18 protein-coding genes, 2 tRNA genes and 3 rRNA genes are annotated in these 25,705 nt (G+C 67.5%); 7 read left to right on the top strand and 16 right to left on the bottom strand.

All coding sequences use genetic code 11. The features are described from left to right. Positions 1 to 172: 172 nt before the first annotated feature. Positions 173 to 1,741 (bottom strand): alkaline phosphatase D family protein, encoded by a 1,569-nt coding sequence (locus F4558_RS02020; protein ID WP_167943019.1) that lies wholly within the window; start codon positions 1,739 to 1,741, stop codon positions 173 to 175. 187 nt (positions 1,742 to 1,928) lie between these two features. Between F4558_RS02020 and F4558_RS02015 the strand changes: the two genes are divergently transcribed. Both F4558_RS02015 and sigJ read left to right on the top strand, forming a co-directional pair. Next, complete coding sequence (locus tag F4558_RS02015) at positions 1,929 to 2,369, top strand: carboxymuconolactone decarboxylase family protein (protein ID WP_053656141.1); 441 nt, start codon at positions 1,929 to 1,931, stop codon at positions 2,367 to 2,369. Continuing rightward, positions 2,366 to 3,238, top strand: a complete 873-nt coding sequence (gene sigJ / locus F4558_RS02010; RefSeq protein WP_167943018.1) for an RNA polymerase sigma factor SigJ — start codon at positions 2,366 to 2,368, stop codon at positions 3,236 to 3,238. The genes F4558_RS02015 and sigJ overlap by 4 nt, the downstream gene beginning before the upstream one ends. Positions 3,239 to 3,358: 120 nt before the next feature. Here the strand turns inward: sigJ and ndk are convergent, their stop codons facing one another. Beyond that, positions 3,359 to 3,784 carry a nucleoside-diphosphate kinase gene (ndk, locus tag F4558_RS02005; RefSeq protein ID WP_053656016.1) on the bottom strand — a complete coding sequence of 142 codons (426 nt, stop codon included), beginning with the start codon at positions 3,782 to 3,784 and terminating at the stop codon, positions 3,359 to 3,361. A gap of 142 nt (positions 3,785 to 3,926) precedes the next feature. Here ndk and F4558_RS02000 point away from each other — a divergent pair, with 142 nt between their 5' ends. Further along, on the top strand, positions 3,927 to 5,426 hold the full coding sequence (locus F4558_RS02000; protein WP_167943017.1) for a VOC family protein: 1,500 nt from the start codon (positions 3,927 to 3,929) through the stop codon (positions 5,424 to 5,426). A gap of 156 nt (positions 5,427 to 5,582) precedes the next feature. Here F4558_RS02000 and F4558_RS01995 read toward each other — a convergent pair whose 3' ends face one another. The 3 genes from F4558_RS01995 to F4558_RS01985 are packed head-to-tail and all read right to left on the bottom strand — an operon-like array spanning position 5,583 to position 9,999. Further along, a complete protein-coding gene (locus F4558_RS01995) occupies positions 5,583 to 6,053 on the bottom strand; it encodes a DUF4233 domain-containing protein (protein ID WP_167943016.1) in 471 nt (156 codons plus the stop codon). After that, positions 6,050 to 7,384 (bottom strand): bifunctional folylpolyglutamate synthase/dihydrofolate synthase, encoded by a 1,335-nt coding sequence (locus tag F4558_RS01990; protein ID WP_053656013.1) that lies wholly within the window; start codon positions 7,382 to 7,384, stop codon positions 6,050 to 6,052. Before F4558_RS01990 ends, F4558_RS01995 begins: the two co-directional genes overlap by 4 nt. Then, positions 7,381 to 9,999, bottom strand: coding sequence for a valine--tRNA ligase (locus tag F4558_RS01985; protein ID WP_167943015.1), 2,619 nt, complete (start codon positions 9,997 to 9,999; stop codon positions 7,381 to 7,383). Before F4558_RS01985 ends, F4558_RS01990 begins: the two co-directional genes overlap by 4 nt. A 69-nt stretch (positions 10,000 to 10,068) precedes the next feature. Here F4558_RS01985 and F4558_RS01980 point away from each other — a divergent pair, with 69 nt between their 5' ends. Continuing rightward, positions 10,069 to 10,755 (top strand): hypothetical protein, encoded by a 687-nt coding sequence (locus F4558_RS01980; RefSeq protein WP_053656009.1) that lies wholly within the window; start codon positions 10,069 to 10,071, stop codon positions 10,753 to 10,755. Positions 10,756 to 11,083: 328 nt separating this feature from the next. On the opposite strand, the gene rrf is transcribed toward F4558_RS01980, so the two are convergent. The 3 genes from rrf to F4558_RS01965 all read right to left on the bottom strand — a co-directional run bounded on the left by rrf (position 11,084) and on the right by F4558_RS01965 (position 16,293). Continuing rightward, positions 11,084 to 11,200, bottom strand: a 5S ribosomal RNA gene (gene rrf, locus F4558_RS01975). 85 nt (positions 11,201 to 11,285) lie between these two features. Further along, positions 11,286 to 14,396: ribosomal RNA gene (locus F4558_RS01970) — 23S ribosomal RNA — on the bottom strand. 382 nt (positions 14,397 to 14,778) lie between these two features. Further along, positions 14,779 to 16,293, bottom strand: a 16S ribosomal RNA gene (locus F4558_RS01965). Together the 16S, 23S and 5S rRNA genes form the textbook arrangement of a ribosomal RNA operon. 693 nt (positions 16,294 to 16,986) lie before the next feature. Between F4558_RS01965 and F4558_RS01960 the strand changes: the two genes are divergently transcribed. Beyond that, a complete protein-coding gene (locus F4558_RS01960; RefSeq protein ID WP_053652973.1) occupies positions 16,987 to 17,211 on the top strand; it encodes a hypothetical protein in 225 nt (74 codons plus the stop codon). Positions 17,212 to 17,215: 4 nt separating this feature from the next. Here F4558_RS01960 and F4558_RS01955 read toward each other — a convergent pair whose 3' ends face one another. Further along, the gene (locus tag F4558_RS01955) at positions 17,216 to 18,013 is read right to left on the bottom strand and encodes a carbon-nitrogen hydrolase family protein (RefSeq protein ID WP_053652974.1); all 798 of its coding nucleotides are present in this window, start codon (positions 18,011 to 18,013) and stop codon (positions 17,216 to 17,218) included. A 39-nt stretch (positions 18,014 to 18,052) separates the two neighbouring features. Then, positions 18,053 to 18,886, bottom strand: coding sequence for a DMT family transporter (locus tag F4558_RS01950; protein ID WP_053652975.1), 834 nt, complete (start codon positions 18,884 to 18,886; stop codon positions 18,053 to 18,055). A 41-nt stretch (positions 18,887 to 18,927) separates the two neighbouring features. Between F4558_RS01950 and F4558_RS01945 the strand changes: the two genes are divergently transcribed. Further along, a complete protein-coding gene (locus F4558_RS01945) occupies positions 18,928 to 19,551 on the top strand; it encodes a cupin domain-containing protein (protein ID WP_053652976.1) in 624 nt (207 codons plus the stop codon). Positions 19,552 to 19,575: 24 nt separating this feature from the next. Here F4558_RS01945 and clpX read toward each other — a convergent pair whose 3' ends face one another. The 5 genes from clpX to F4558_RS01920 all read right to left on the bottom strand — a co-directional run bounded on the left by clpX (position 19,576) and on the right by F4558_RS01920 (position 24,131). Continuing rightward, complete coding sequence (gene clpX / locus F4558_RS01940) at positions 19,576 to 20,871, bottom strand: ATP-dependent Clp protease ATP-binding subunit ClpX (protein ID WP_053652977.1); 1,296 nt, start codon at positions 20,869 to 20,871, stop codon at positions 19,576 to 19,578. 211 nt (positions 20,872 to 21,082) lie between these two features. Continuing rightward, positions 21,083 to 21,745 carry an ATP-dependent Clp protease proteolytic subunit gene (locus tag F4558_RS01935; RefSeq protein WP_053652978.1) on the bottom strand — a complete coding sequence of 221 codons (663 nt, stop codon included), beginning with the start codon at positions 21,743 to 21,745 and terminating at the stop codon, positions 21,083 to 21,085. 10 nt (positions 21,746 to 21,755) lie between these two features. After that, positions 21,756 to 22,397: an ATP-dependent Clp protease proteolytic subunit gene (locus F4558_RS01930; RefSeq protein ID WP_053652979.1), complete on the bottom strand. Its 642-nt coding sequence runs from the start codon at positions 22,395 to 22,397 to the stop codon at positions 21,756 to 21,758. 195 nt (positions 22,398 to 22,592) lie between these two features. Beyond that, positions 22,593 to 23,939, bottom strand: a complete 1,347-nt coding sequence (tig, locus tag F4558_RS01925; RefSeq protein ID WP_053652980.1) for a trigger factor — start codon at positions 23,937 to 23,939, stop codon at positions 22,593 to 22,595. 118 nt (positions 23,940 to 24,057) lie between these two features. Further along, positions 24,058 to 24,131: transfer RNA gene (locus F4558_RS01920), tRNA-Pro, on the bottom strand. Positions 24,132 to 24,465: 334 nt separating this feature from the next. Here F4558_RS01920 and F4558_RS01915 point away from each other — a divergent pair. Continuing rightward, positions 24,466 to 24,539, top strand: a tRNA-Gly gene (locus tag F4558_RS01915). 135 nt (positions 24,540 to 24,674) lie between these two features. Here the strand turns inward: F4558_RS01915 and F4558_RS01910 are convergent. Further along, the gene (locus F4558_RS01910; protein WP_167943014.1) at positions 24,675 to 25,610 is read right to left on the bottom strand and encodes a hypothetical protein; all 936 of its coding nucleotides are present in this window, start codon (positions 25,608 to 25,610) and stop codon (positions 24,675 to 24,677) included. Positions 25,611 to 25,705 lie beyond the last annotated feature (95 nt).

Below are 25,705 nucleotides of genomic sequence, written 5' to 3'. Positions count from 1 at the left end.
TCATCGCCTTACGGTGCACAACGATACTCGACCCTCCCCCCGGTCCGCCTCCGAGTAATCCCCCACGCGCCTCACCCACCCCGTCGATCATGAGGTTGACGGGCGAGTGGATCACGGGATCGCCCGCCAACCTCATGATCATCGGGTTCAGTGGGTCAGCGGCTGCAGGGGGTCAGGGGCGGCGGGTGGGGGCTGGGAGGGTTTTGGTCCAGAGGGTCGCTCCGTCTCGGTCCTTTAGGTGGACTGTCAGGGCCTCGGACTCGCCGTTGATGGTTACCTCGCCGAAGTGCTGGAAGCCCTCCGCCGGGGACGTGTTGGCTCGCGGCGGGGCGTGCACGAAGACCGCCTGCGGGCCGAACGTGCCGTCCAGGGCGTTCGGGCCGAACGCGCCGGCGTGCGCCGGGCCGGAGACGAACTCCCAGAACGGGGTGAAGTCGCCGACCGCCGCGCGGGACGGGTCGTAGTGGTGCGCGGCCGTGTAGTGCACGTCGGCCGTGAGGAACACCATCCCGGTCACGCCGGCCCGGTGGGTGGCCCGCAGCACCTCGGCGAACTCCAGTTCACGCCCGGCCGGCGCGCCCGGGTCACCCTGCGCGACGCCCTCCTGCGCGTTCGGCCCGTCCGGCACCACCACGCCGATCGGCAGGTCGTTGGCGATCACCTTCCAGGTCGCCTTCGACCGCTTCAGCTCCCGGATCAGCCACTCCCGCTGCTCGCGGCCGAGCAGACCGCGCTTCGGGTCGGCGTACGTGTTGCCGTCGTTCGGGTCCTTGTGGGTCCGCATGTCGAGCACGAACACGTCAAGCGTCGGCCCGTACGGGATCCGCCGGTAGAGTGGCCCGTCGTCGGGCACGGGCAGCCACTCGTGGAACGCATGCCGAGCGCGGACGGCGAGCACGTCGACGCGCCGCTCGGTGTAGCGCGGGTCGTCCAGGATCTCGCCCGGGTACCAGTTGTTGGTGACCTCGTGGTCGTCCCACTGGTTGATCTGCGGCACGTCCGCGGCGAACTCGCGCAGGTGCCTGTCGAGCAGGTTGTAGGCGAACTGTCCCCGGTACTCGGCAAGCGTCTCGGCGACCTTGCTCTTCTCGGCGGTCACCAGGTTGCGCCAGATCCGCCCGTCGGGAAGCGTCACCGACTCGACGAGCGGCCCGTCGGCGTAGACGGTGTCGCCGCTGCACAGGAAGAAGTCCGGCCGGGTCTCCCGCATCGCCCGGAAGATCGACATGCCGCCGAAGTCCGGTGCGATGCCCCAGCCCTGCCCGACGATGTCCCCGGTCCAGACGAACTTCACGTCGCGCCGCCGGTGCCGGCCCGGCGCGGTGGTCAGCGTCCCGGTCAACGGCTCGCTGGCCAGCCCGTGCCGCTCCAGGCTCTCCACCCGGACCCGGTAGTGCAGCCGTTCGCCGTCCGGCAGGCCCCGCAGCCGGACCTTGCCGGTGAAGTCACAGTCGGCGCCGAGCACCGGGCCGCGCAGGTGCCGCGCGCCCCGGAAGTCGGGCCGCCGGCTCACCTCGACAAGCATCCGTCCCGGCCGGTCGGCGCGCGTCCAGACCAGCGCCGAGTCCGCGGTCACGTCACCGCTCTGCACGCCGTGGGTGAGCGTCGGGCGGCCCGCGGGGCGCCAGGCTGGTGCGGCGTTCGCGCCGGCACCGCCCAGCAGCGCGCCGCCGGCGACTCCGGCTCCGGCTCCGGCCACCAGGCCGGCCCGCAGCAGGGTACGTCGATCAAGCTCGGTCATTCTTCCTCCCGGTCATGGGTTGACCCCGTCGGTCTACCGGGCGGAGGTGACCACGAGCGGCGGCTCGGGTGACGCAGGCCGGAACGTCGGCTGTCCGCTCGGCATGACCGGAGTCACAGCCCGGACTGTCACGCGGCACCCTCGCTCCTCCGTCATGTCGGTGTCGGAACCGATCAGGGAGGTAGTCATGCAACGGATGAACGCACCCGAGGTGGTGCCGCAGGGATACCGGGCCGTGCTGGGCCTGGAGCAGTACGTCAAGTCGAATGTCGACCACACGGTCCTGGAGCTGGTCAAGCTGCGGGCGTCGATGTTGAACGGCTGCGCCTTCTGCGTGGACATGCACAGCCGCGACGCGCTCGGCGCCGGCGAGTCGAGCCGGCGGCTGTTCGCGGTGGCCACCTGGCGCGAGGCGCCGTTCTTCGACGAGCGGGAACGCACGGCGCTGGCCCTCACCGACGCGGTGACCCGGCTCGGCGACCACGGGGTGCCGGACGACGTCTGGGACGCGGCCGCGAAGGTGTGGTCGGAGAAGGAGCTCGCGGACCTGGTCCTCGCGATTGCCACAATCAACGTGTGGAACCGACTGGCGGTCACCATGCGCACGGAGCCTCCGGCGCAGGTGTGACGACCGAGGCTGCGCAGGCGGCCGGTGCGCTGCAGGCGCACCGGCCGATGCTGCTCGGCCTGGCCTACCGATTGCTCGGCAGCCGGCACGACGCCGAGGACGTGCTCCAGGAGGCGTACCTGCGCTGGCTCGGCGTGGACCGCTCGACGGTGGCCGAGCCTCGCCGCTACCTGTCCCGGGTCGTGACCCGGCTCGCCCTGGACCGGCTGCGGACTCGGCAGGCGAGCCGCGAGACGTACGTGGGGCCGTGGCTGCCCGAGCCGGTGCCGACCGAGCCCTCCCCGTTCGGTCCGTTGGACACCGCCGAGCTGCGCGACTCGCTGTCCGCCGCCCTGCTGCACGTGCTGGAACGGCTCAACCCGCCGGAGCGCGCGGTGTACGTCCTGCACACCGCCTTCGAGCTGCCGTACGCGGAGATCGCCGAGATCCTGGGCCGTACTCCCGAGGACTGCCGGCAGCTGCACCACCGCGCTACCGCCCGCGTACGCCAGGAACGGCGTCGTTTCACCGCCAGCCGGGCGGAGCGCGAGCGGCTGCTGGAGGCTTTCCTGGCTGCAGCCCGGGACGGGGACCTGCCCACGCTAACCGGCCTGGTCGCCGCGGACGCCACGGCGTGGAACGACGGCGGCGGCCGGGTGCAGGCCGCCCGCAACCCCATCGCGGGCGCCGACCGGATCGCCCGGTTCTTCGCCGGAATCTACGGGCCGGGCCGGATCTGGGCGGTGCGGCGGCTGGAGTTGAACGGCGAACCGGCAGCCCTGCTGACCGGCGCGAACGGCAACCGTTACTCGATGACGGTCGCCGCAGCGGACGGCCGTATCACCGGGATCTACGTGGTGGGCAACCCGGCGAAGCTACCGCCGCTCTGATCCCGCGCCGCGAGCCTTCGTCGGCCGCTCGGGATCAGCCCCGTTCGCGGCCGACGGCCGGATTCGGCTTTGTCCGGCCAGGCCCGTTCGCGGCCGACGGCCGGGTTCGGCGGGCTCTGGTCAGCCCAGCTCGGGGAACCAGAGCGCGATCTCGCGCTTGGCGCTGTCCGGCGAGTCGGAGGCGTGCACCAGGTTCTCCCGGTTGGACAGCGACAGGTCACCCCGGATCGTGCCGGCGGCGGCCTTACGACCGTCGGTCGCGCCGACCAGCCCACGGACCACGTCGATGACCTGGTCGCCGGAGAGCACCAGCGCCACGAGCGGGCCGCCGGTCATGAAGTCCTTCAGCGGCGGGTAGAACGGCTTGTCGACGTGCTCGGCGTAGTGCTCGTCGGCGAGCGCCGCGTCCATCGTCCGGTGTGTCATCGCGTCGATCCGCAGCCCTTTGCGCTCGAAGCGGGAGAGGACCTCGCCGACCAGGCCCCGGCGGACCGCGTCGGGCTTGATCAGAACGAGGCTGCGCTCATCCGGGCTGTTGCTGGACACGCTGGGTTCCTCCTGTACGCGCAGAACGCTCGGGCTCGGTACGGTCAGCCTAGCGACCCGGTCCCGGCGCCGGCGCGGCGGCCGGTCTTTCCCCCGGCGGCCGATCCGGCCTAGCCTGGCCCTGACCCCCGGGAGGTCCACTGTGGCGAATGGCGGGAACCGGCCCATCGCGCCGGTACGCAAGTTGATCGGCGCGGTGCTCGGCACCGTGGCCACGTTCGTCGTCCTCTTCGGGCTGGGCATGACCAGTTGGGCCATCGTGGCGCTCGGGGTCGCCCTGCTGGTGCTGGCGATCGCGCTGGCCACCGTACGTGGCGGCGGGCGTACCTGGGTGGTCGGCGTCGGTCACGTGCACAGCGCCTCCGAACCACCCACCCAGTACGCGTTCGGCCGCTGCGAGCTGCAGCTGGTCCTCGATGCGCCGGGCCTGCCGCCGCGGTCCAAGAAGATCATCGAGCCGCGGGTGCCGGTCTCCAAGTGGCCGTCGCTGGGTCAGACCCTGCCGGTCCGGGTCGCGCTGGACGACCAGCGGCACGTCAAGGTCCTGTGGGACGAGGTGCCGACCCACGCCGAGATGGCGACAGCCGTAGCCGACCTCCCGCCGGAGTTCGCCAACGTCGACGCCGTGGACGAGATGCTGATCCAGCAGGACTCCCCGCCGTGGGCCGACCGCGCGGCGGACGACGACTTCCGGGACGACTTCCGCGACCCGCGCGGTGACGACCCCTTCCGCGACCCGCGCGGTGACGACCCCTTCCGCGACCCGCGCGGTGACGACCCCTTCCGCGACCCGCGCGGTGACGATCCATTCCGCGACCCGCGTAGCGACGACCCGTTCCGCGCCCCGCGTGACCCCGACCCGCTGCTCGACGACGCCATCGTCCCAGCGGGTGAGCACGAGCCGGTGGTCATGAGCCACAGCCCGAGCGGCCGGGTGGTGCTGGAGGGCGTCGTGGTCGAGCAGCAGGCCGGCGGCCTGCCCCGGCGGGCCACCACGCCCGCGCCGCGCCCGCCGGAGGACGACCGGCCCGCGGCGGAGGAGGAACGCCTCGACCCCGCGCAGCGCCTCGACTCGCCCACAGTGCAACGCTTTGATCCGCCGCCCGGACAGCGCACCGGCCCGGGCATCGCGGATCCGCTGGACCCCTTGGACCTGCCGCTTGACGACCCGGGCCCGGCCGCAGCGGCGCCCGAGACCGTCACCGCCGAGGAACTTGACGAAGCGATCTTCGGGTACGACGACGCGGCCGTCGCCGATCCGGCCGGCCCGATCAGCGGGGTCGGCCTCACGCTGCTGGTCACCGACCTGTCCCGGTCGCTCACCTTCTACCGCGACCGGCTCGGCTTCACCGAGGTCGACAGGGGCACGGGCAACGCGGTGCTCGCCTCCGGCACGACCCGGCTGGTGCTGCGTGAGCTGACCGAGGCCGCGCCGATCAGCCGCCGGCTGGTGCACGTCAACCTCGAGGTGGACGACATCGAGGGCGCGTACGAGCGGATGCGCGACTCCGGCGTCCGTTTCACCTACGCGCCCCGGGTGGTCAGCCGGGGCAGCAAGCTGGAAGTGTGGGCAGCGGCCTTCCGGGACCCGGACGGCCACGGCATCGCCCTCACCCAGTGGCGCGAACGCGCCGACGCCTGACCCCGGCCTGCTCCCCCGCCGTGTGGACCATCCCAGGGCCGTCCCCCACCGCGGTCACCGCGCCGTCGCCCTGCGCCGGGCGCTGCGGGGAGGCGCTCGTCGGGGCAGCCGGCCCGAAGCCGCTGGCCCTGCGGTAGGCCCGAAGGGCGGCGCGTATCAGCCGAGAATGACCCGGCGGACGTGCAGCGCGTACGCCCAGACCAGGGCGAAGATGATGCCCAGCGCGAGCAGCGACCAGTGCAGCAGACCGGCAAGCATCAGCAGACCCTGGAAGACGGTGCCGGCGTGCCAGGCCCAGGGACGGCGCATGCTGCCTGCGAGCAGCACGGCGACCACAGCGAGGGCCACCACCACGCCGATCGCGGTGCCGCTGAGATCACCACCGACGACCCGGATCGGCTGGATCGCCAGCAACAGGACCAGCGCCTCCAGGCCGAGGGTCCCAGCGCCCAGGCCACGTACCGCCCCTTCCGGATTGCGCAACCCGGAACGGCGCGGCTGCCCGCCGGGTGGCTGGTTCGCTGATGACTGGTCCGTCCGTGGACGCTCCCCCAGCGGCTGGTCTGCCTGTGGTCGCTCCGCCGACGGCTGCTCTGCGGTCCGGGGGTCCCGCTCCGGGCCGGTCATCGCTTCAGCAGCCGACGGGCGTCCGCCACCGTGACCACGGAACCAGTGATCAGGACCCCGACCCCGCTCAGCTCACCGGGGACGTCCTCTTCGGTGAGCGCCACCGCCAGCTCGATCGCGTCCGGCATCTCCTCGGCCACCTCGACCCGGTCCTCGCCGAACACCTCGGCGGCCAGCGCGGCGAGTTCATTGGTCGGCATCGCACGGGGAGAGCTGTTCCGAGTCACGACGACAACGTCGGCCACCGGTTCCAGCAGCTCCAGCAGACTGGCGGCGTCCTTGTCGGCGAGCACCCCGACCACCGCCACCAGCTTGCTGAACGCGAACTCCTCCTGCAGTGCGGTGACTGTCGCGGCCATGCCGTGCGGGTTGTGCGCGCCGTCCAGCAGCACCGTGGGCGCGCTGCGGACCCGCTCCAGCCGACCGGGCGAGCTGGCCGTGGCGAAGCCCTCCCGTACGGCCTCGACGTCCAGCTGACGCCGCGCCCCGGCACCCAGGAACGCCTCGACGGCGGCGAGCGCCACCGCCGCGTTCTGCGCCTGGTGTGCCCCGTGGAGCGGAATGAACACGTCGTCGTAGACGCCGCCCAGACCCTGGAGGGTGAGCACCTGCCCGCCGACCGCGACCGCGCGGCTCAGCACACCGAACTCGGCACCCTCCCGGGCGATGGTGGCGCCCACCTCGGAGCAGCGTTCGAGGAGGGGACGCGCGGCCTCCTCCTCCTGCGCAGCCGCGATAACTGTGGCGCCTGGGTGGATGATGCCGGCCTTGGCCAGCGCGATGTCCTGGAGCGTGTCGCCGAGCCACTCGGTGTGGTCCAGGCCGATCGGGGTGATCACGCAGACGCCGGCCTGGATGACGTTTGTGGCGTCCTCGGCACCGCCGAGCCCGACCTCGACCACAGCGATGTCGACAGGCGCGTCGGCGAACGTCGCGAACGCCAGCGCGGTGGTCATGTCGAAGTACGTGAGCGGTTCGTCCGAGCGGGCGTCGACAAGCTCGGCCAGCGGCTTGACCTCCCCGTACACCGCCGCGAACCGTTCCTCGCTCACCGGCTCGCCGTCCAGGCTGATCCGCTCCCGGACGGTCTCCAGGTGCGGGCTGGTGTACCTGCCGGTGTGCAGCCCGAACGCCCGGAGCAGCGCGTCGATCATGCGCGCGGTGGAGGTCTTGCCGTTGGTGCCGGTCAGGTGGATCGCCGGGTACGCCCGCTGCGGGCTGCCGAGCAGGTCGAGCAGGGACTCGATCCGGTCCAGCTCGAAGACCATGCGGGTGAAACCGCGGGCGGCCAGCTCGGCTTCGGCAGTGGCGAATTCGGTACGGTCGGTCACGAGGGAAGCGTCTCCAGGGCAGCGTCGATCCGGATCAGGTCGGCCTCGGCGGTGGCCAGCCGGTCGCGGATCTTCGCGACGACCGGTTCGGGGGCCTTGCCGATGAAGGCCGGGTTGTCGAGCTTCGCCCGCGCCTGCGCGACCTCCTTCTGGGCGGCCGCGCGGTCCTTTGTCAGCCGGGCGCGCTCGGCGGCCACGTCGATAGTCCCCCGGGTGTCCAACGCGACTCCGACCGCGCCGGGCATGGCCAGCGTGGCGCTGGCCTGGAAGTCGTCGCCGGCCGGGTCCAGCCGGACCAGCGACCGGATCAGCGGCTCGTGGGCAGCGATGCCGGCCCCGGTCAGCCCGTCGAGGCGGGCAGCCACCCGCTGCGTCGGGCGCAGCCCCTGGTCGGAGCGGAACCGGCGGATCTCGGTGACCACCCGCTGCACGCTCGCCAGCTCGGCCTCGGCGGCGTCGTCGATGCGCGCCCGGTCGGCCACCGGCCAGGCCGCGTACTGCACCGTCTCGCCGCCGGTCAGCGCGAGCCACAGCTCCTCGGTGACGAACGGGATGATCGGGTGCAGCAGCCGCAGCAGCTGGTCCAGCACGTGCCCGAGCACCCGGCGGCTGGCCTCGGCCCGCTCGCCACCCTCGGCGAGCACCGGCTTGCTCAACTCGACGTACCAGTCGCAGACGTCGTCCCAGGCGAAGTGGTACAGCAGGTCGCACACCTTCGCGAACTCGTACGCCTCGAACTGCTCGTCGACCTCGGCGGTGACGTGCGCCAGCCGGGACAGGACCCACCTGTCGACGGTGGAGAGCTGCTCAGCGGGCGGCAGGTCACCGACGGTGTGCGCCCCGTTCATCAGCGCGAACCGGGTGGCGTTCCACAGCTTGTTGCAGAAGTTGCGCGAGCCCTGGCACCACTCCTCGCTGACCGGCACGTCCTGACCGGGGTTGCCGCCCCGGGCGAGCGTGAAGCGGGTGGCGTCGGCGCCGTACCGGTCGATCCAGTCCAGCGGATCGACCACGTTGCCGAACGACTTCGACATCTTCTTGCCGAACTGGTCGCGCACCATGCCGTGCAGGGCGACGACATCGAACGGCGGCCGGCCGTCCATCGCGTACAGGCCGAACATCATCATCCGGGCGACCCAGAAGAAGAGGATGTCGTAGCCGGTGACCAGGACGCTCGTCGGGTAGAACTTCGCAAGCTCCGGGGTCTGCTCGGGCCAGCCGAGCGTGGAGAACGGCCACAGGCCGCTGGAGAACCAGGTGTCGAGAACGTCCTCGTCCTGGTGCCAGCCCTCGCCGGTCGGCGGCTGCTCGTCCGGGCCCACGCACACGATCTCGCCCTGGGGGCCGTACCAGACCGGGATCCGATGCCCCCACCACAGCTGGCGCGAGATGCACCAGTCGTGCATGTTGTCGACCCAGGCGAAGTAGCGCTTGGACAGTTCGGCGGGCTCGATGCGGACCCGGCCGTCGCGGACCGCGTCCCCGGCGGCCTCGGCCAGCGGGGCGGTGTTGACGAACCACTGCAGCGACAGCCGCGGCTCGACAGTCGTCTTGCACCGCGAGCAGTGCCCGACCGCGTGGACGTACGGCCGCTTCTCGGCCACGATCCGGCCCTGCTCGCGCAGCGCCGCCACGATCGCGGGCCGCGCCTCGAACCGGTCCAGCCCTTCGAACGGGCCGGGCACGGTGATCACGCCGCGCTCGTCCATCACGGTCAGCGAGGGCAGGTCGTGGCGCTGGCCGATCTCGAAGTCGTTGGGGTCGTGTGCCGGGGTCACCTTCACCATGCCGGTGCCGAACGACGGGTCGACGTGCGCGTCCGCGACGATCGGGATCCGGCGACCGGTCAGCGGCAGCTCGACCTCGGTGCCGATCAGATGCTGGTACCGCTCGTCGTCCGGGTGCACGGCCACAGCGGTGTCACCGAGCATCGTCTCGGCCCGGGTGGTAGCGACCACCACCTCGTCGCTGTACCGGATGGAGATCAGCTCGCCGTCGTCGTCGGTGTGCTCCACCTCGATGTCGGAGAGCGCGGTCAAGCAGCGCGGACACCAGTTGATGATCCGGTTCGCCCGGTAGATGAGGCCGTCGTCGTACAACTTCTTGAAGATCGTCTGGACGGCCCGGGACAGGCCCTCGTCCATGGTGAAGCGCTCGCGGTCCCAGTCGACCGAGTCACCGAGGCGGCGCATCTGGCCGAGGATGGCCCCGCCGGACTCGGCCTTCCACTGCCAGACCCGCTCGACGAACTTCTCCCGACCCAGGTCATGGCGGGAGAGCCCCTGAGCGGCCAACTGTCGCTCGACGACGTTCTGGGTGGCGATGCCGGCGTGGTCCATGCCCGGCAGCCAGAGCGTCTCGAAGCCCTGCATCCGCTTACGCCGCACCAGCGCGTCCTGGACCGTGTGGTCCAGGGCGTGGCCCATGTGCAGGGAGCCGGTGACGTTCGGCGGCGGGATGACGATCGTGAAGGGCGGCTTGTCGCTGGCCGCCGAAGCCCGGAAGTGCCCAGCGGCTACCCACTGCTCGTACCGTCGCTGCTCTACCTCGCCAGGCAGGTACTGGCCGGCAAGGGTCGGGGCGTCGGGGCGTCGGGCATCCAGTCTCTCGGTCACCTGACAAGTCTACGGAGGGCTTTCACAGACCCGACGTGCGCCACCTGCCATTCGCGTACGGTGTCGGCTATGTCCGACGCACATCTCACTGAGCGCCCGCTCGACGGCGGTCGCGACCCTGTCGAGCTGACCGAGGAGCCGATCCAGCTGAGCACCCGGGACACCGGAGGTGCCCCCGAGGAGCGATCCGGTGGCTGGTCCCGGCGTCGCCGGATCGTCTGGGCGGCCGCGCTGGCGGTGGGCCTCGCTGGCGCGGGCGCGCTGGCCCTCGGTGGGTGGCGGGTAATGCAGCAGAAGGACACCCGGTTGGCTTCCCCCGACCAGGTGGCGGGGTTGACGCGGGACGACAGCGAGCGGGCGAAGAGCACAGCGGACTACCTGCGCAGCGGCCTGGCCGCCGACATCGAGTTGGACCGTAGCTTCGGCACTGTCTACCGCGATCCGGCGGACGACAAGCGCTCGGTGCTCATCTTCGGCGGCACCACACTGCTGTGGCAGCCGGAGCGCGACCTCACCAGCCTGTTCAGGCTGATGTCCGACGAGACTGGTGCGGTGACCGGCCTACGCGATGTCCCCGCGGGCGGGCTGGGCGGCGTGATGAAGTGCGGCAGCACCACGGGCGAGGGGGGCGACTTCGCGGTGTGCGGCTGGGCCGACCACGGCAGCGTGGTCATGGCCATGTTCCCCGGCCGGTCGGTCGACGACGCCGGCGCCCTGCTGCGCGATCTCCGCGCCGACATGCAGACCCGCAACTGATCCGGCCGCGGGGTCGGCGGTCGCCCTCTGCACGCAAGAGGTACGTCGAAAGCGACGACAGATCGGGGAGCCGGCCTCGGGACCACCCGTCTCTCAGGTCCACCTCAGCGTCGACCTCGCCGGGCCTCTCGTCGGATGGTTGATCGGCTCGGTTTCACGGAAACCGCGGTATCCCGGCCGTTCGACACCCCGCTTTCCGTGAAAGCGAGCCGATCAACGAATACGCCGGTGAACGCAGACAGGGCCACCCCCTGTGGGATGGCCCTGTCATGGTGCCGCGAAACGCAGGAAGGGCCACCCGTTACGGGTGACCCTTCCTGGAAAGATTGTCCGGCGGTGTCCTACTCTCCCACACCCTCACGAGTGCAGTACCATCGGCGCTGGAGGGCTTAGCTTCCGGGTTCGGAATGTAACCGGGCGTTTCCCCTCCGCCATGACCGCCGTAACTCTATAGACATATCAAACAACACCACACACTGGGGTTTGTTGTTCGTTTGTCTAGAGTTGCACAGTGGACGCGTAGCAGCTTAGTAGTCAAGTCCTCGGCCTATTAGTACCGGTCAACTGAACCCGTTACCGGGCTTACATTTCCGGCCTATCAACCCAGTCGTCTAGCTGGGGGCCTTACCCCACCAAAGGTGGGTGGGATACCTCATCTTGAAGCAGGCTTCCCGCTTAGATGCTTTCAGCGGTTATCCCTTCCGAACGTAGCTAACCAGCCGTGCCCCTGGCGGGACAACTGGCACACCAGAGGTTCGTCCGTCCCGGTCCTCTCGTACTAGGGACAGCCCTTCTCAAGTATCCTACGCGCACGGCGGATAGGGACCGAACTGTCTCACGACGTTCTAAACCCAGCTCGCGTACCGCTTTAATGGGCGAACAGCCCAACCCTTGGGACCTGCTACAGCCCCAGGATGCGACGAGCCGACATCGAGGTGCCAAACCATCCCGTCGATATGGACTCTTGGGGAAGATCAGCCTGTTATCCCCGGGGTACCTTTTATCCGTTGAGCGACACCGCTTCCACTCGCAAGTGCCGGATCACTAGTCCCGACTTTCGTCCCTGCTCGACCTGTCAGTCTCACAGTCAAGCTCCCTTGTGTACTTGCACTCAACACCTGATTGCCAACCAGGCTGAGGGAACCTTTGGGCGCCTCCGTTACCTTTTAGGAGGCAACCGCCCCAGTTAAACTACCCACCAGACACTGTCCCTGAACCGGATAACGGTCCGAAGTTAGATACCCAAATCAACCAGAGTGGTATTTCAAGATTGCCTCCACCCATACTGGCGTATGGACTTCACCGGCTCCCACCTATCCTACACAAGCTAATTCGAGTACCAATGTCAAGCTATAGTAAAGGTCCCGGGGTCTTTCCGTCCTGCCGCGCGTAACGAGCATCTTTACTCGTACTGCAATTTCGCCGGGCCTGTGGTTGAGACAGTGGGGAAGTCGTTACGCCATTCGTGCAGGTCGGAACTTACCCGACAAGGAATTTCGCTACCTTAGGATGGTTATAGTTACCACCGCCGTTTACTGGCGCTTAAGTTCTCCGCTTCGCCCCGAAGAGCTAACAGGTCCCCTTAACGTTCCAGCACCGGGCAGGCGTCAGTCCATATACATCGAATTACTTCTTCGCATGGACCTGTGTTTTTAGTAAACAGTCGCTTCCCCCTGCTCTCTGCGGCCATACAACGCTCCACCCGCGCGGGGCTTCACGTCTCCGGCCCCCCTTCTCCCTAAGTTACGGGGGCAATTTGCCGAGTTCCTTAACCACAGTTCGCCCGATCGCCTCGGTATTCTCTACCTGACCACCTGTGTCGGTTTGGGGTACGGGCCGCTAAGAACTCGCTAGAGGCTTTTCTCGGCAGCATAGGATCACTGACTTCACCTGAATCGGCTCGGCATCACGTCTCAGCCTTAAAGTGTCGCGGATTTGCCTACGACACGGCCTACACGCTTACCCCGGCACAACCACCGGCCGGGCTCAGCTACCTTCCTGCGTCACCCCATCGCTTGACTACTACCCGCCAGGTTCCCACGCTCCCCACCATCCGTCCGAAGACATCAGGCAGCTCGGGTGGTTAGCACAACGAGGTTCATCAGGGACGCTCTTTCGCGGGTACGGGAATATCAACCCGTTGTCCATCGACTACGCCTCTCGGCCTCGCCTTAGGTCCCGACTCACCCAGGGCGGATTAGCCTGGCCCTGGAACCCTTGGTCATCCGGCGGAAGGGTTTCTCACCCTTCTTTCGCTACTCATGCCTGCATTCTCACTCGTGCCGCGTCCACAACTGGGTCACCCCGCTGCTTCACTCGCGGCACGACGCTCCCCTACCCATCCACACACCTGCACAAGGAATCAAGTCCAAGCGAGGTTAAAATGTGAATGCCACAGCTTCGGCGGTGTGCTTGAGCCCCGCTACATTGTCGGCGCGGAACCACTTGACCAGTGAGCTATTACGCACTCTTTAAAGGGTGGCTGCTTCTAAGCCAACCTCCTGGTTGTCTATGCGACCCCACATCCTTTTCCACTTAGCACACGCTTAGGGGCCTTAGCTGGTGATCTGGGCTGTTTCCCTCTCGACTACGAAGCTTATCCCCCGCAGTCTCACTGCCGCGCTCTCACTTACCGGCATTCGGAGTTTGGCTGATTTCGGTAAGCTTGTGGGCCCCCTAGACCATCCAGTGCTCTACCTCCGGCAAGAAACACGCGACGCTGCACCTAAATGCATTTCGGGGAGAACCAGCTATCACGGAGTTTGATTGGCCTTTCACCCCTAACCACAGGTCATCCCCCAACTTTTCAACGTTGGTGGGTTCGGCCCTCCACGCGGTCTTACCCGCGCTTCAGCCTGCCCATGGCTAGATCACTCCGCTTCGGGTCTAGGACACGCGACTGAATCGCCCTATTCAGACTCGCTTTCGCTACGGCTCCCCCACACGGGTTAACCTCGCCACATGCCACTAACTCGCAGGCTCATTCTTCAAAAGGCACGCCGTCACCCCGCAAGGCTCCGACGGATTGTAGGCGAACGGTTTCAGGTACTATTTCACTCCCCTCCCGGGGTACTTTTCACCATTCCCTCACGGTACTCGTCCGCTATCGGTCACCAGGAAGTATTTAGGCTTACCAGGTGGTCCTGGCAGATTCACGGCAGATTTCAGGGGTCCGCCGCTACTCGGGAACACCCACAGAAGGTCAGCAACTTTCACCTACCGGACTTTCACCGTCTACGGTCAGCCATTCCAGACTGTTCGACTAGCCACTGACTTTGTAACTTCTCGAACAAGTGTCAGCTTGTTCAGCAGGGTCCCACAACCCCGACCACGCAACCCCTGACAGGTATCACACGCAGCCGGTTTAGCCTCGATCCGCTTTCGCTCGCCACTACTCACGGAATCACTAAATTGTTTTCTCTTCCTACGGGTACTGAGATGTTTCACTTCCCCGCGTTCCCTCCACACACCCTATGTGTTCAGGTGTGGGTGACACCACATGACTGGTGCCAGGTTTCCCCATTCGGACACCCTGGGATCACAGCTTGGTTGACAGCTCCCCCAGGCCTATCGCGGCCTCCCACGTCCTTCATCGGCTCCTGGTGCCAAGGCATTCACCGTTCGCCCTTGACAACTTGACCACAAAGATGCTCGCGTCCACTGTGCAATTCTCAACAAACGACCAACCCACAACCCAAAAGCCCCACACCAAACCCAGTCCTCAGACCAGCGGTATGTGGAACCAGGCCATGCCTGGCAGACCACCAGCCCCCACACGGAGGGCCAGACAAGTCTCCGAAAGAAACAACCAACGGTTGTTCTTTCAGGACCCAACAGGGTGCCTTACATCCTTCCTCAGCCGCACCAACCGCAACCGTTCCCACCACCCAAGAGTGGCTGTACTAGGCGCCGCCGGCCGTTGCCGAGGGAAAACTTGCCAGTGTCTCCGCCATCTGAGCACCCCGACCCGACATCCGCAGGCCGCGGGCTCCATGCCACCTTTCGGTGGATGGTGCTCCTTAGAAAGGAGGTGATCCAGCCGCACCTTCCGGTACGGCTACCTTGTTACGACTTCGTCCCAATCGCCAGCCCCACCTTCGACGGCTCCCTCCACAAGGGTTGGGCCACCGGCTTCGGGTGTTGCCGACTTTCGTGACGTGACGGGCGGTGTGTACAAGGCCCGGGAACGTATTCACCGCAGCGTTGCTGATCTGCGATTACTAGCGACTCCGACTTCACGGGGTCGAGTTGCAGACCCCGATCCGAACTGAGACCGGCTTTTTGGGATTCGCTCCACCTCACGGTATCGCAGCCCATTGTACCGGCCATTGTAGCATGCGTGAAGCCCTGGACATAAGGGGCATGATGACTTGACGTCATCCCCACCTTCCTCCGAGTTGACCCCGGCAGTCTTCGATGAGTCCCCGCCATAACGCGCTGGCAACATCGAACGAGGGTTGCGCTCGTTGCGGGACTTAACCCAACATCTCACGACACGAGCTGACGACAGCCATGCACCACCTGTGACCGCCCCCGAAGGACCTCACATCTCTGCGAGTTTTGCGGCCATGTCAAACCCAGGTAAGGTTCTTCGCGTTGCATCGAATTAATCCGCATGCTCCGCCGCTTGTGCGGGCCCCCGTCAATTCCTTTGAGTTTTAGCCTTGCGGCCGTACTCCCCAGGCGGGGCGCTTAATGCGTTAGCTGCGGCACAGAGAACCGGAGAGGCTCCCCACACCTAGCGCCCAACGTTTACAGCGTGGACTACCAGGGTATCTAATCCTGTTCGCTCCCCACGCTTTCGCTCCTCAGCGTCAGTATCGGCCCAGAGACCCGCCTTCGCCACCGGTGTTCCTCCTGATATCTGCGCATTTCACCGCTACACCAGGAATTCCAGTCTCCCCTACCGAACTCTAGCCTGCCCGTATCGACCGCAGGCTTGGAGTTGAGCCCCAAGTTTTCACGGTCGACGCGACAAGCCGCCTACGAGCTCTTTACGCCCAATAAATCCGGACAACGCTCGCACCCTACGTCTTACCGCGGCTGCTGGCACGTAGTTGGCCGGTGCTTCTTCTGCAGGTACCGTCACTCTCGCTTCGTCCCTGCTGAAAGAGGTTTACAACCCGAAGGCCGTCATCCCTCACGCGGCGTCGCTGCATCAGGCTTCCGCCCATTGTGCAATATTCCCCACTGCTGCCTCCCGTAGGAGTCTGGGCCGTGTCTCAGTCCCAGTGTGGCCGGTCGCCCTCTCAGGCCGGCTACCCGTCGTCGCCTTGGTAGGCCATCACCCCACCAACAAGCTGATAGGCCGCGAGCCCATCCCAAGCCGAAAAACTTTCCACCACCAGCCATGCGACCAGCAGTAATATTCGGTATTAGCCCCCGTTTCCGAGGGTTATCCCAAAGCTTGGGGCAGGTTGCTCACGTGTTACTCACCCGTTCGCCGCTCGAGTACCCCGAAGGGCCTTTCCGCTCGACTTGCATGTGTTAAGCACGCCGCCAGCGTTCGTCCTGAGCCAGGATCAAACTCTCCAACAAAAAATTAGTTGAACAGCATCCTGACAACAAACAAATGTTGCCAAAGGAATCCCAACCAGCCAAACCATAAAGGCCCGACCAGTCCGGGGTATAAATCATAATTGGCACTGGCTTTACAAAGCACCCTGTTGAGTTCTCAAAGAACAACCACACACCGACCAGAAACCCGAAGGATCCCGTTTCGGGGCAACCGCTCAAACTTACTTGGTCGAACTTTCATTGTCAACCTCGTGTCCGAGGCGATCAATTGTGGTTCGTCCGGGACCCACGATGACGCACACCGTACCCGGTGGTCGTTACTGTCGTGGGAAGCCGCAGACCGGCCGATCACCGCTTCGCGGCTCTCCGCCCGGCTCCTGCCGGCTTCAGAACTCTACCCGGTCGGCTTCGCGTCCGCAACCCCGTTTCCGGAGTGTTCCGCACCGCCCGAATCTCCAGCCTCGCTCGGCGTTGCCGCCCCGAGCCTGGTGCCCGGTCTTGGCCCGTTTGTCCGGCCTCCCCCGTGCAGAGAGAAAGTTACGCGGACCGCCCCGAGAAGGCAAATCAGGTTTCATCACTGGCTGATCGCAAGACCCCCGCGGCGTCCGGCGCGAGCTCTGCTCCATTGGACGGCGTACTGCCTGGTGCGGGTTCTGGCCCACGGGACCGAGTGGTGCCCGACGCGGAGTGCAACGGCGTGCCAGAGTGTCAGGCATGGATGAACCCGGGCCGGACGCCACGGTGCTCGCCGAGGAAGCCCTGCTCGGCCTCCTTCTGCCGTTCTGGCAGGTGGTGATCGGCGCCGTCGTGCTCGTCGTCCTGGTGCTCTCGGTACGACAGCTGGCCCGGCGCGGCAGGTCCCGGATGACCACCGCCCTGCTGGTGACCGGCGGGGTCATCGTCGGTCTCGCGGCGATCGGCGTCCTGCTGGAGGGCTGACCGCTCAGAGTCGGCGGTTGGCCAGGCTGGGCAGTTCGGCGCGGATCGTGGCGAGCCTGTCGAGATCGAGGTCGGCGAAGGCGACTCCGGACCCGTCCGGCAGCTGGGTGAGGACCGTCCCCCACGGGTCGATCATCATGCTGCGTCCGAAGCAGGTGCGGCCGGGGTCGTGGTCGCCGGTCTGACCGGCCGCCGCCACGTAGCACTGGTTTTCGATCGCCCGCGCCCGCAGCAGCACCTCCCAGTGGTCGCGGCCGGTGTGCAGCATGAACGCCGCCGGGACCACGAGCAGATGGGCGCCGCCCTCGCTGGTGAGCTGCCGGTAGAGCTCGGGAAAGCGCAGGTCGTAGCAGATCGACAGCCCGACCCGGAGCCCTTCGACGTCCACCACGACGGGTTGGACCCCGGGCGCGACACTCGCGGATTCCAGATAGGACACCCGGCCGGGGATCTCCACGTCGTACAGATGGATCTTTCGGTAGCTCGCGGCCAGGCTGCCCGTCCGGTCGAAGACCAGCGAGGTGTTGAAGGTGTGCGCCGGATCCGGGCCGACCTCGTGGAACGAGCCGGCCACCACCCAGATGCCGAGCCGCCGCGCGACCCCGGCGAAGAAGCTGCCCACCTCGCCGTCGACCGGCTCCGGCTCGGGCATCCCCGCGGCGGGGCCGAGATAGTCGACGTACTCCGGGAGGATGGCCAGGTCCGCGCCGCCGGCGGCGGCGCGTTCCAGCAGAACCTCGGCGGCGGCCAGGTTTGCCTTGCGGTCGTCCCGGGCGTTCAGCTGGCAGACTGCGACGCGCATGATCCCAGAGTACGGCCGGGACGGCCGGTACGGACAGCGTCAGATGCTGGCGAGCACCAGGGCCCCGGCGGCGAACCCGAGGCCGGCGACCTGGATCGGCCGCAGGCGCTCCCGGTCGACGGCTAGTGCGAGGAGCACAGTGCTGGCCGGGTAGAGCGCGGCGATCGCCGCCACGATGCTGAGGTGCCCCCGGGCGGCGGCGGCCAGGAAGAGCGCGTTGGCGGCGCTGTCGAGCACACCGGCGACCGCCGCCCAGACCAGCACCCGTCGCCCGAGGCGCAACCGCACGCCGGTGCCGACGGCCAGCGCGAGGCCGAAGGCGATCGAGCTGACCCGTACCGCCGCCACCGGCCACATGCCGGCGCTCTCGTCGGCCTGACCCAGGAGCGTGTAGAAGACGCCGAACAGCGCACCGGCGGCGAGCGCGAGGCCGACCTGGCGCGCCGGCACGCTGGCCCGGCCGCCGCTCGCACCCAGGCTGACCAGCGCGATCGCCAGCACCGCGAGGCCGGCGCCGGTGAGCGCCAAGGCACCCGGGAAGGACGCGGTGAACAGGCCGGCGACGATCGGCACCACAGCGGCGGTGATCGCGGTGACCGGCGCCACGACGGCCATCATCCCGCCGGCCAGCGCTCGGTACAGCAGCATGACGCCGCTGGCGCCGGCCAACCCGGCGAGCAGCCCCCAGGCGGTGTCCCGGACGGTCAGCGTGCCAGGCACGACCAGCACCAGCACGACCAGCAGCGGGACGCTCAGCAGTTGGGAGACGACGGTCACGGCGATCGGGTGAGCCCGGCGGGACGCCTTTCCGCCGGAAAAGTCGGCCGTGCCGAACGCGACTGCGGAAATCGCTGCGAGGACAATGGGGAGCATGCGTCAGTCGTACCATAATAGTGACCGTGAAGGATAGTTTGATGACCGAGGCCGCAGGCCGGGTGGGCGCGGTGACCGCTGCTGTGGCCCGGCAGGTACGTGAGCTACGCGCTGCCCGGGGCTGGTCCTTCGAGGAGTTGGCCGGCCGCTCCGGGGTGAGCAAGGCGATGCTCGTGCAGATCGAGAACTCCCGCACCAACCCGAGCATCGGCACGCTGTGCCGGGTCGCTGACGCGTTCGGCGTCAACATCGCGCGACTGCTGGAGCCCGACGAGGAACGCGCCGTGAAGATCACCACCGCGGCGGAGGCACCAGTGCTCTGGCAGGGCGAGCACGGCGGCACCGCCCACCTGCTCAGCGGGCTCGGCGAACCGGACCTTGTCGAGCTGTGGGACTGGCGGCTGGAACCCGGCGAGGCGCACCGCTCCGCCGACCACTCCCGCGGCACCCGCGAGGTCGTGCACGTGCTGACCGGCACGGTTGTCGTCCTGGTCGACGGGCAGGACCACACAGTCCAGGCCGGCGAGACGATCGAGTTCCACGCCGACCGGGAGCACGGCTACCGCAACGACACCGACGAGCCGGCGAAACTGATGATGGTGGTGGTCATCCCGTCGGGCGAGTGGGACCGCCGAACGCGATCACGCCGGCCGCGTCAGGACTGAGCGACCGGCGTGACGCGGGGAGGATCAGGCCGACTTCTCCTCGCGGTCCCGCCGGGCACGGCGCCCGGTGAACTCGCGCGGAACGATCGTCGGGTTGACGTTCTCCAGGACGACCTCGCGGGTGATCAGCACCCGGGCGGCGTCGGGGTTGCTCGGCACCTCGTACATCGCGGAGAGCAGCACTTCCTCGATGATGGCCCGTAGACCGCGGGCGCCCGTGCCCCGCAGCATGGCCTGGTCGGCAATCGCCTCCAGGGCCGGCTCGTCGAACTCCAGCTCGACGCCGTCCAACTCGAAGAGGCGCTGATATTGCCGCACCAGGGCGTTACGGGGCTCGGTGAGGATCCGCACCAGGGCGCTGCGGTCCAGGCTCCGGACGTTGGTGATCACCGGCAGGCGGCCGACGAACTCCGGGATCAGCCCGAACTTGAGCATATCTTCCGGCATGACCTGGCTGAAGATATCGTCGGTCGACCGCTCGGACACCGACCGGAGCCGGGCACCGAAGCCGGTGCCACCCTGCCCGGTGCGGGACTCGATGATCTGGTCGAGGCCCGCGAACGCGCCACCGCAGATGAACAGCACGTTCGTGGTGTCGATCTGGATGAACTCCTGGTGCGGGTGCTTACGACCGCCCTGCGGCGGGACGTTCGCCACAGTGCCTTCGAGCATCTTGAGCAGTGCCTGCTGCACGCCCTCGCCGGAGACGTCACGAGTGATCGACGGGTTCTCCGACTTGCGGGCGATCTTGTCGACCTCGTCGATGTAGATGATGCCGGTCTCGGCGCGCTTGATGTCGTAGTCGGCGGCCTGGATCAGCTTGAGGAGGATGTTCTCCACGTCCTCGCCGACGTAACCCGCCTCGGTCAGCGCTGTGGCGTCGGCGATGGCGAACGGGACGTTCAACATCCGCGCGAGCGTCTGCGCCAGGTGGGTCTTGCCGCAACCCGTCGGGCCGAGCAGCAGGATGTTGGACTTGGCCAGCTCGACGGCGTCATTGCCGGAGCCCGGCGCACCGGCCGCCTCAGCCTGGATCCGCTTGTAGTGGTTGTAGACCGCGACGGCGAGCGCCTTCTTGGCCTGGTCCTGCCCCACGACGTAGTTGTCGAGGAACTGGCAGATCTCCATCGGCTTGGGAAGCTCTTCCCACTTCACCTCGCCGGACTCGGCCAGCTCCTCTTCGATGATCTCGTTACAGAGATCGATGCACTCGTCGCAGATGTAGACCCCTGGGCCCGCGATGAGCTTCTTCACCTGCTTCTGCGACTTGCCGCAGAAGGAGCATTTAAGTAGGTCGCCGCCGTCACCGATCCGTGCCACCTACGTTCTCCCTGCACTCATCGGCCGGAGACCCGGCCCTGACCTGCGGACGCTGCGCGCCGCCCGGCTTGGTTCACCTCACCGGCCGAACCGGCGAAGCGGTACGGACCCGACGTTACCCGCTGACGGGGCATTCTCCGACCCCCAAAACGGGTGTGTCAGAGGTCGGCCGGGAACGGGTGCCCCGGCCAACCTCTGACCCGGTGCTGACTCAGCTGGCCGCGTTGGCAGCCAGCAGGCCCTTCTTACGACTGGTCAGGATGGTGTCGACCAGCCCGTACTCCTTGGACTCCTCGGCCGTCATGATCTTGTCACGGTCGATGTCCTTGCGAACCTGCTCGATCGGGCGGTTGCAGTGGCGGGACAGCATGTCCTCCAGCTGCGTCCGCATCCGCAGGATCTCCCGCGCCTGGATCTCGATGTCCGAGCCCTGCCCGTAGCCGCCCTCGGTGGCCGGCTGGTGGATGATGATCCGCGAGTTCGGAAGAGCCATCCGCTTACCCGCGGTGCCCGCCGACAGCAGCACCGCAGCCGCGCTGGCCGCCTGTCCGAGGCACACAGTGGAGATGTCCGGACGGACGTACTGCATGGTGTCGTAGATCGCCGTCATGGCCGTGAACGAGCCACCCGGCGAGTTGATGTACATGATGATGTCGCGGTCCGGGTCGGTGCCCTCCAGCGTGAGCAGCTGGGCCATCACGTCGTTCGCCGACGCGTCGTCCACCTGCACACCGAGGAAGATGATCCGGTCCTCGAAGAGCTTGTTGTACGGGTTGGACTCCTTGACCCCGTACGACGTGCGCTCGACGAACGACGGGAGGACGTAACGGTTGTGCACGGCCGCGAACTGGGGCGGCAAGCTCAGATCGGTCATCGTCAGCTCCTCAGCTCAGGGTCCCGGCGCCATCCGGAACCTGAGCGGCCCCGATGATCACCTTGTCGATGAAGCCGTAGTCCATGGCCTCCTGGGCGGTGAACCAACGGTCCCGGTCCGAGTCCGCCTCGATCTGCGACTGGCTCTGGCCGGTGTGGTGCGCGACCCGCTCCTGGAACATGCGCTTCGTGTAGAGCATCTGCTCCGCCTGGATGGCGATGTCGGACGCCGTGCCGCCCAGACCACCGGACGGCTGGTGCATCATGATCCGGGCGTGCGGCAGCGCGTACCGCTTGCCCTTGGTGCCCGCGCAGAGCAGCAGCTGGCCCATCGAGGCAGCCATGCCCATCGCCACTGTCGACACGTCGTTGTCGATGAACTGCATGGTGTCGTAGATGGCCATGCCGGAGTAGACCGAGCCACCCGGCGAGTTGATCCACAGGTTGATGTCGCGGTCCGGGTCCTCCGCGGCGAGCAGCAGCAGCTGCGCGCAGATGCGGTTGGCGACCTGGTCGGTCACCTCGCTGCCCAGGAAGATGATGCGTTCCTTGAGCAACCGGTTGTAGACCGAGTCGTCGAGGTTGCCAATCGAGTCGCCACCGCGGGCATCGATCGCCCGGCGCGACGTCGTTGGGATGTGCATGTCGGTCATGGCAGCCCTTCGCTCTCCGTACCGTCTTTCCCGACACTAACCGCTACCCGAGGCGGCAGAGTCCCGGTCGGGGCACTGTTCGCTCTCAGCGCAGTTGGGTCGGGCGCACCCGCGGCGCGGGCTTCCGGGCGTACCCGGGAATGGGTGTGGCCGCCGTGCGCCGCGCAAGCGGCGGACGGCGGCCGCACCCGACGATCAGTGCTCGTGGTTGTGCTCCGCCTCGTTGGCTGCGCGCAGCGCGTCCAGGGTGACCTCGTTGCCGGCCGAGTCCTTGATCGTGATCCGCTCCATGACGGCGGCGAGCGCCTTGCCCCGGCGCACGTCACCGAAGACCGCGGCAGCAGCGCCCGAGCGCACCAGCTGGTCGTAGTACTGCTGCGGAGCCATCCCGGCGCGCTGCGCCCGGTGCACGATCTCGTGACCGAACTCGTCGTCGGAGACCTGCACGTCCTCGGCGTCGGCAAGCGTGTCCAGCAGGAGCTGCACCTTGACGCCCTCGGTCGCCGCCTCGGTCAGCTCGGCGTCGATCTGCTCCTCGGTCTTCTCCTCGGCAGCGAGGTACTCCTCCAGGGAGGCGCCGATCCGCTCCAGCTGGTCGACCATGGCCTGCTTGCGGCTGGCGACCTCCTCGCGGATGACACCCTCCGGCGCCGGCACCTCGGCGGCCTCGACAAGCTGCGCCAGCGCCTTGTCCCGCGCGGCGTAGATCTGCTCGACCTGCTTGCCCTGCGTGACCCGGGCCCGCAGGTCGCCGCGCAGCTCCTCGATGGTGTCGAACTCGCTCGCCATCTGGGCGAAGTCGTCGTTCAGCTCCGGCAGCTCCTTCTCCTTGACCGTGCGCACGGTCACCGCCACGTCGGCGTCCCGGCCGGCGAAGTCGCCGCCGACCAACTGGGTGGTGAAGGTGGTGTTGTCGCCGGCGGCGAGGCCGACCACTGCCTCGTCCAGGCCCGGCAGGAGCTGCTTGCTGCCCACCTCGTGGGAGATGTTGCTGGCCTGACCGCCGGGCACGTCCTCGCCGTCGACAGTCGCGTTCAGGTCGATCTGCACGTAGTCGCCCTCGGCGGCGGCCCGCTCGACCGTCTTGAGGGTGGCGAACCGCTCACGCAGGTTCTTCACCTGCTCGTCGATCTCGCTCTCGTCGATCTGCAGCTCGTCAACGGTCACCTCGATGGTGCTCGCGTCGGGCAGGGTGATCTCCGGGCGGACGTCGACCTCGGCCGTGAAGTTCAGCGAGTCACCGTCGTTGAACTCGGTGATCTCGACCTCCGGACGACCAAGCGTCTTCAGGTCGTGCTCCCGCACGGCGGCGAGGATGTTCTCCGGGATGGCGTCCTGGACCGCCTCGTTGAGGACGGTGCCCCGGCCCACCCGCTGGTCGATCACCGCGGTCGGCACCTTGCCCCGGCGGAAGCCCGGAACCTGGACCTGCGAACCGATCTCCCGGTACGCCTTCTTGAGGCTCGGCTCGAGCTCGACGAACGGCACCTCGATGGCGAGCCGCACGCGCGTCGGGCTCAGAGTCTCGACGGTGCTCTTCACAGGCGTACTCCTTGACGGATCTTGGTTTTTAGTCTGGGCCTTCGATTGGCCCATCGAGTGTAGGCGAGCCGGCACGGCCGGCCACTAGCGCCCGGGGCGACCCGGACGCTGACGACAGTCGGGGTGGCGGGATTTGAACCCACGGCCCCTCGCTCCCAAAGCGAGTGCGCTACCAAGCTGCGCCACACCCCGTGGCGACGTGCAGTCTATGCCGTCGCCGCCCCGCGAGCGGTGCCGGGGCGTCCCCACCGGGACAGATTCCCCGAAAGCGGGCGCGGCCCGCGCGTGGGCACCTGCAAGATCCGCACAACATCAAGGAAATCGTGGCCTGCGCGCGTGGCTGCCCGCAAGGTCCGCACAACATCAGGGATGTAGTGGTATCCGCGCGCCGTGAGGCACCACTTTCCCTGAAGTTGCGCAGATCTTGGACGGAATGCGCGGCGGTGGAGGAGCGACGCAAGGCGGTGGCGCGGGGGCCAGGGGCATTGGGTACGCTGTCGGCGCGTCCCGTTTCGGCGGGGTGTGCGCGGGCGTAGCTCAATGGTAGAGCTTCAGTCTTCCAAACTGACGGTGCGGGTTCGATTCCCGTCGCCCGCTCCAACAACACGCGCAGGCCAGCACCTTGATCATCGATCACCGACTCAACCGTGGTCGTTGGCGATCGGCCTTCGTGCCACTGATCTATCACACACGGTGTCACATCACGCCGGCCACGCGCTTGCTGCGGCGCCGGGATCAGGTCTCGCCCCGCCCAGGCTTTCGTGGCCGGCGGCGGCGCTTCCGCAGCGATAAACCGGCCTCCCGCCCGCCCCCGGCATCGCCCGACCCCTGCTCGGCGGCACGCTTGCCAGCTCGCTCCTGCCGCGCACGCCGATACGTCAGATAGGCGACGATCGTGGCGCCCAGCGCGGCCATCCCCGACCCGGCACCAACCACGAAGCGGTTCAGCGCGGCCACGATCACGCTGGTGCGGTTCTGAACCGTGTCCGTCACCTCCACGTCAAGGTCGAAGTAGCGGGTGGGGAACAGCGGTACGTTGCTGTCGCCCCTCAGGCTTGTCACGCTGATCTGGAAAATCAGCCGCCCCGGGTTCGCGCCGACCTGCACCGACCAGCGCCACTCGGCAACATCACCGGGCGCGGCTATGACCTGCTCCGGTGGGCTGCTGGCTCTGATTGTTGCGTCACTGCCGTACCAGGACAGTTCCGCCTGCACTCGGCCGCCGACCGGCACGTTGCCCAATTCCTCCGCCTCAGCTGGACGGGTGGGGTTCTTGGGCAGTTGCTGTGGTGGTTCGGATGGGTTGACGGTGCATGGGATGTTGCCGGGGGCGCACACGGCGAGAGCGACGGGGAAAGATTCACCGACTTCGACCTGCTGTCGCAGGCGGGCGCTGGCGTTGCCGCTGTAGAGGGCGGCCCGGTCGGTGAGGAGGGCGTTCAGGTATTCGCTCTGCTTTTGCTCCGGCGTAGGTTTCGCCGTTGGTGCCCCTGGGTCCAGGCCCTCAGGTCGTTCCGGCGGCACCGGAGCCCCTGGCTCAGGAGAGTCGGCACCCGACAGGGGTATCAGCAGGGTTCCCACCCCGCAGCCGACCATTACGGTGCCGACGATGGCGGCGACGGTGGCGAGGCGTTTCACGACGTTGACGTCCTGGGTGTTGAACTCCCCCACGCGGGCCTCCTCGTCGCCGTCGAGTCACGTCAAGTGTGAGGTGTCGGGGCGACATCCGCGGCCCGCGCGAACCCCGTATCGCGTAAGGCCGACAT

Origin of the sequence: Micromonospora profundi (assembly GCF_011927785.1) — a bacterium.
Classification (GTDB): Bacteria; Actinomycetota; Actinomycetes; order Mycobacteriales; family Micromonosporaceae; genus Micromonospora; species Micromonospora profundi.
This window is presented reverse-complemented; position numbering and strand designations above follow the sequence as displayed.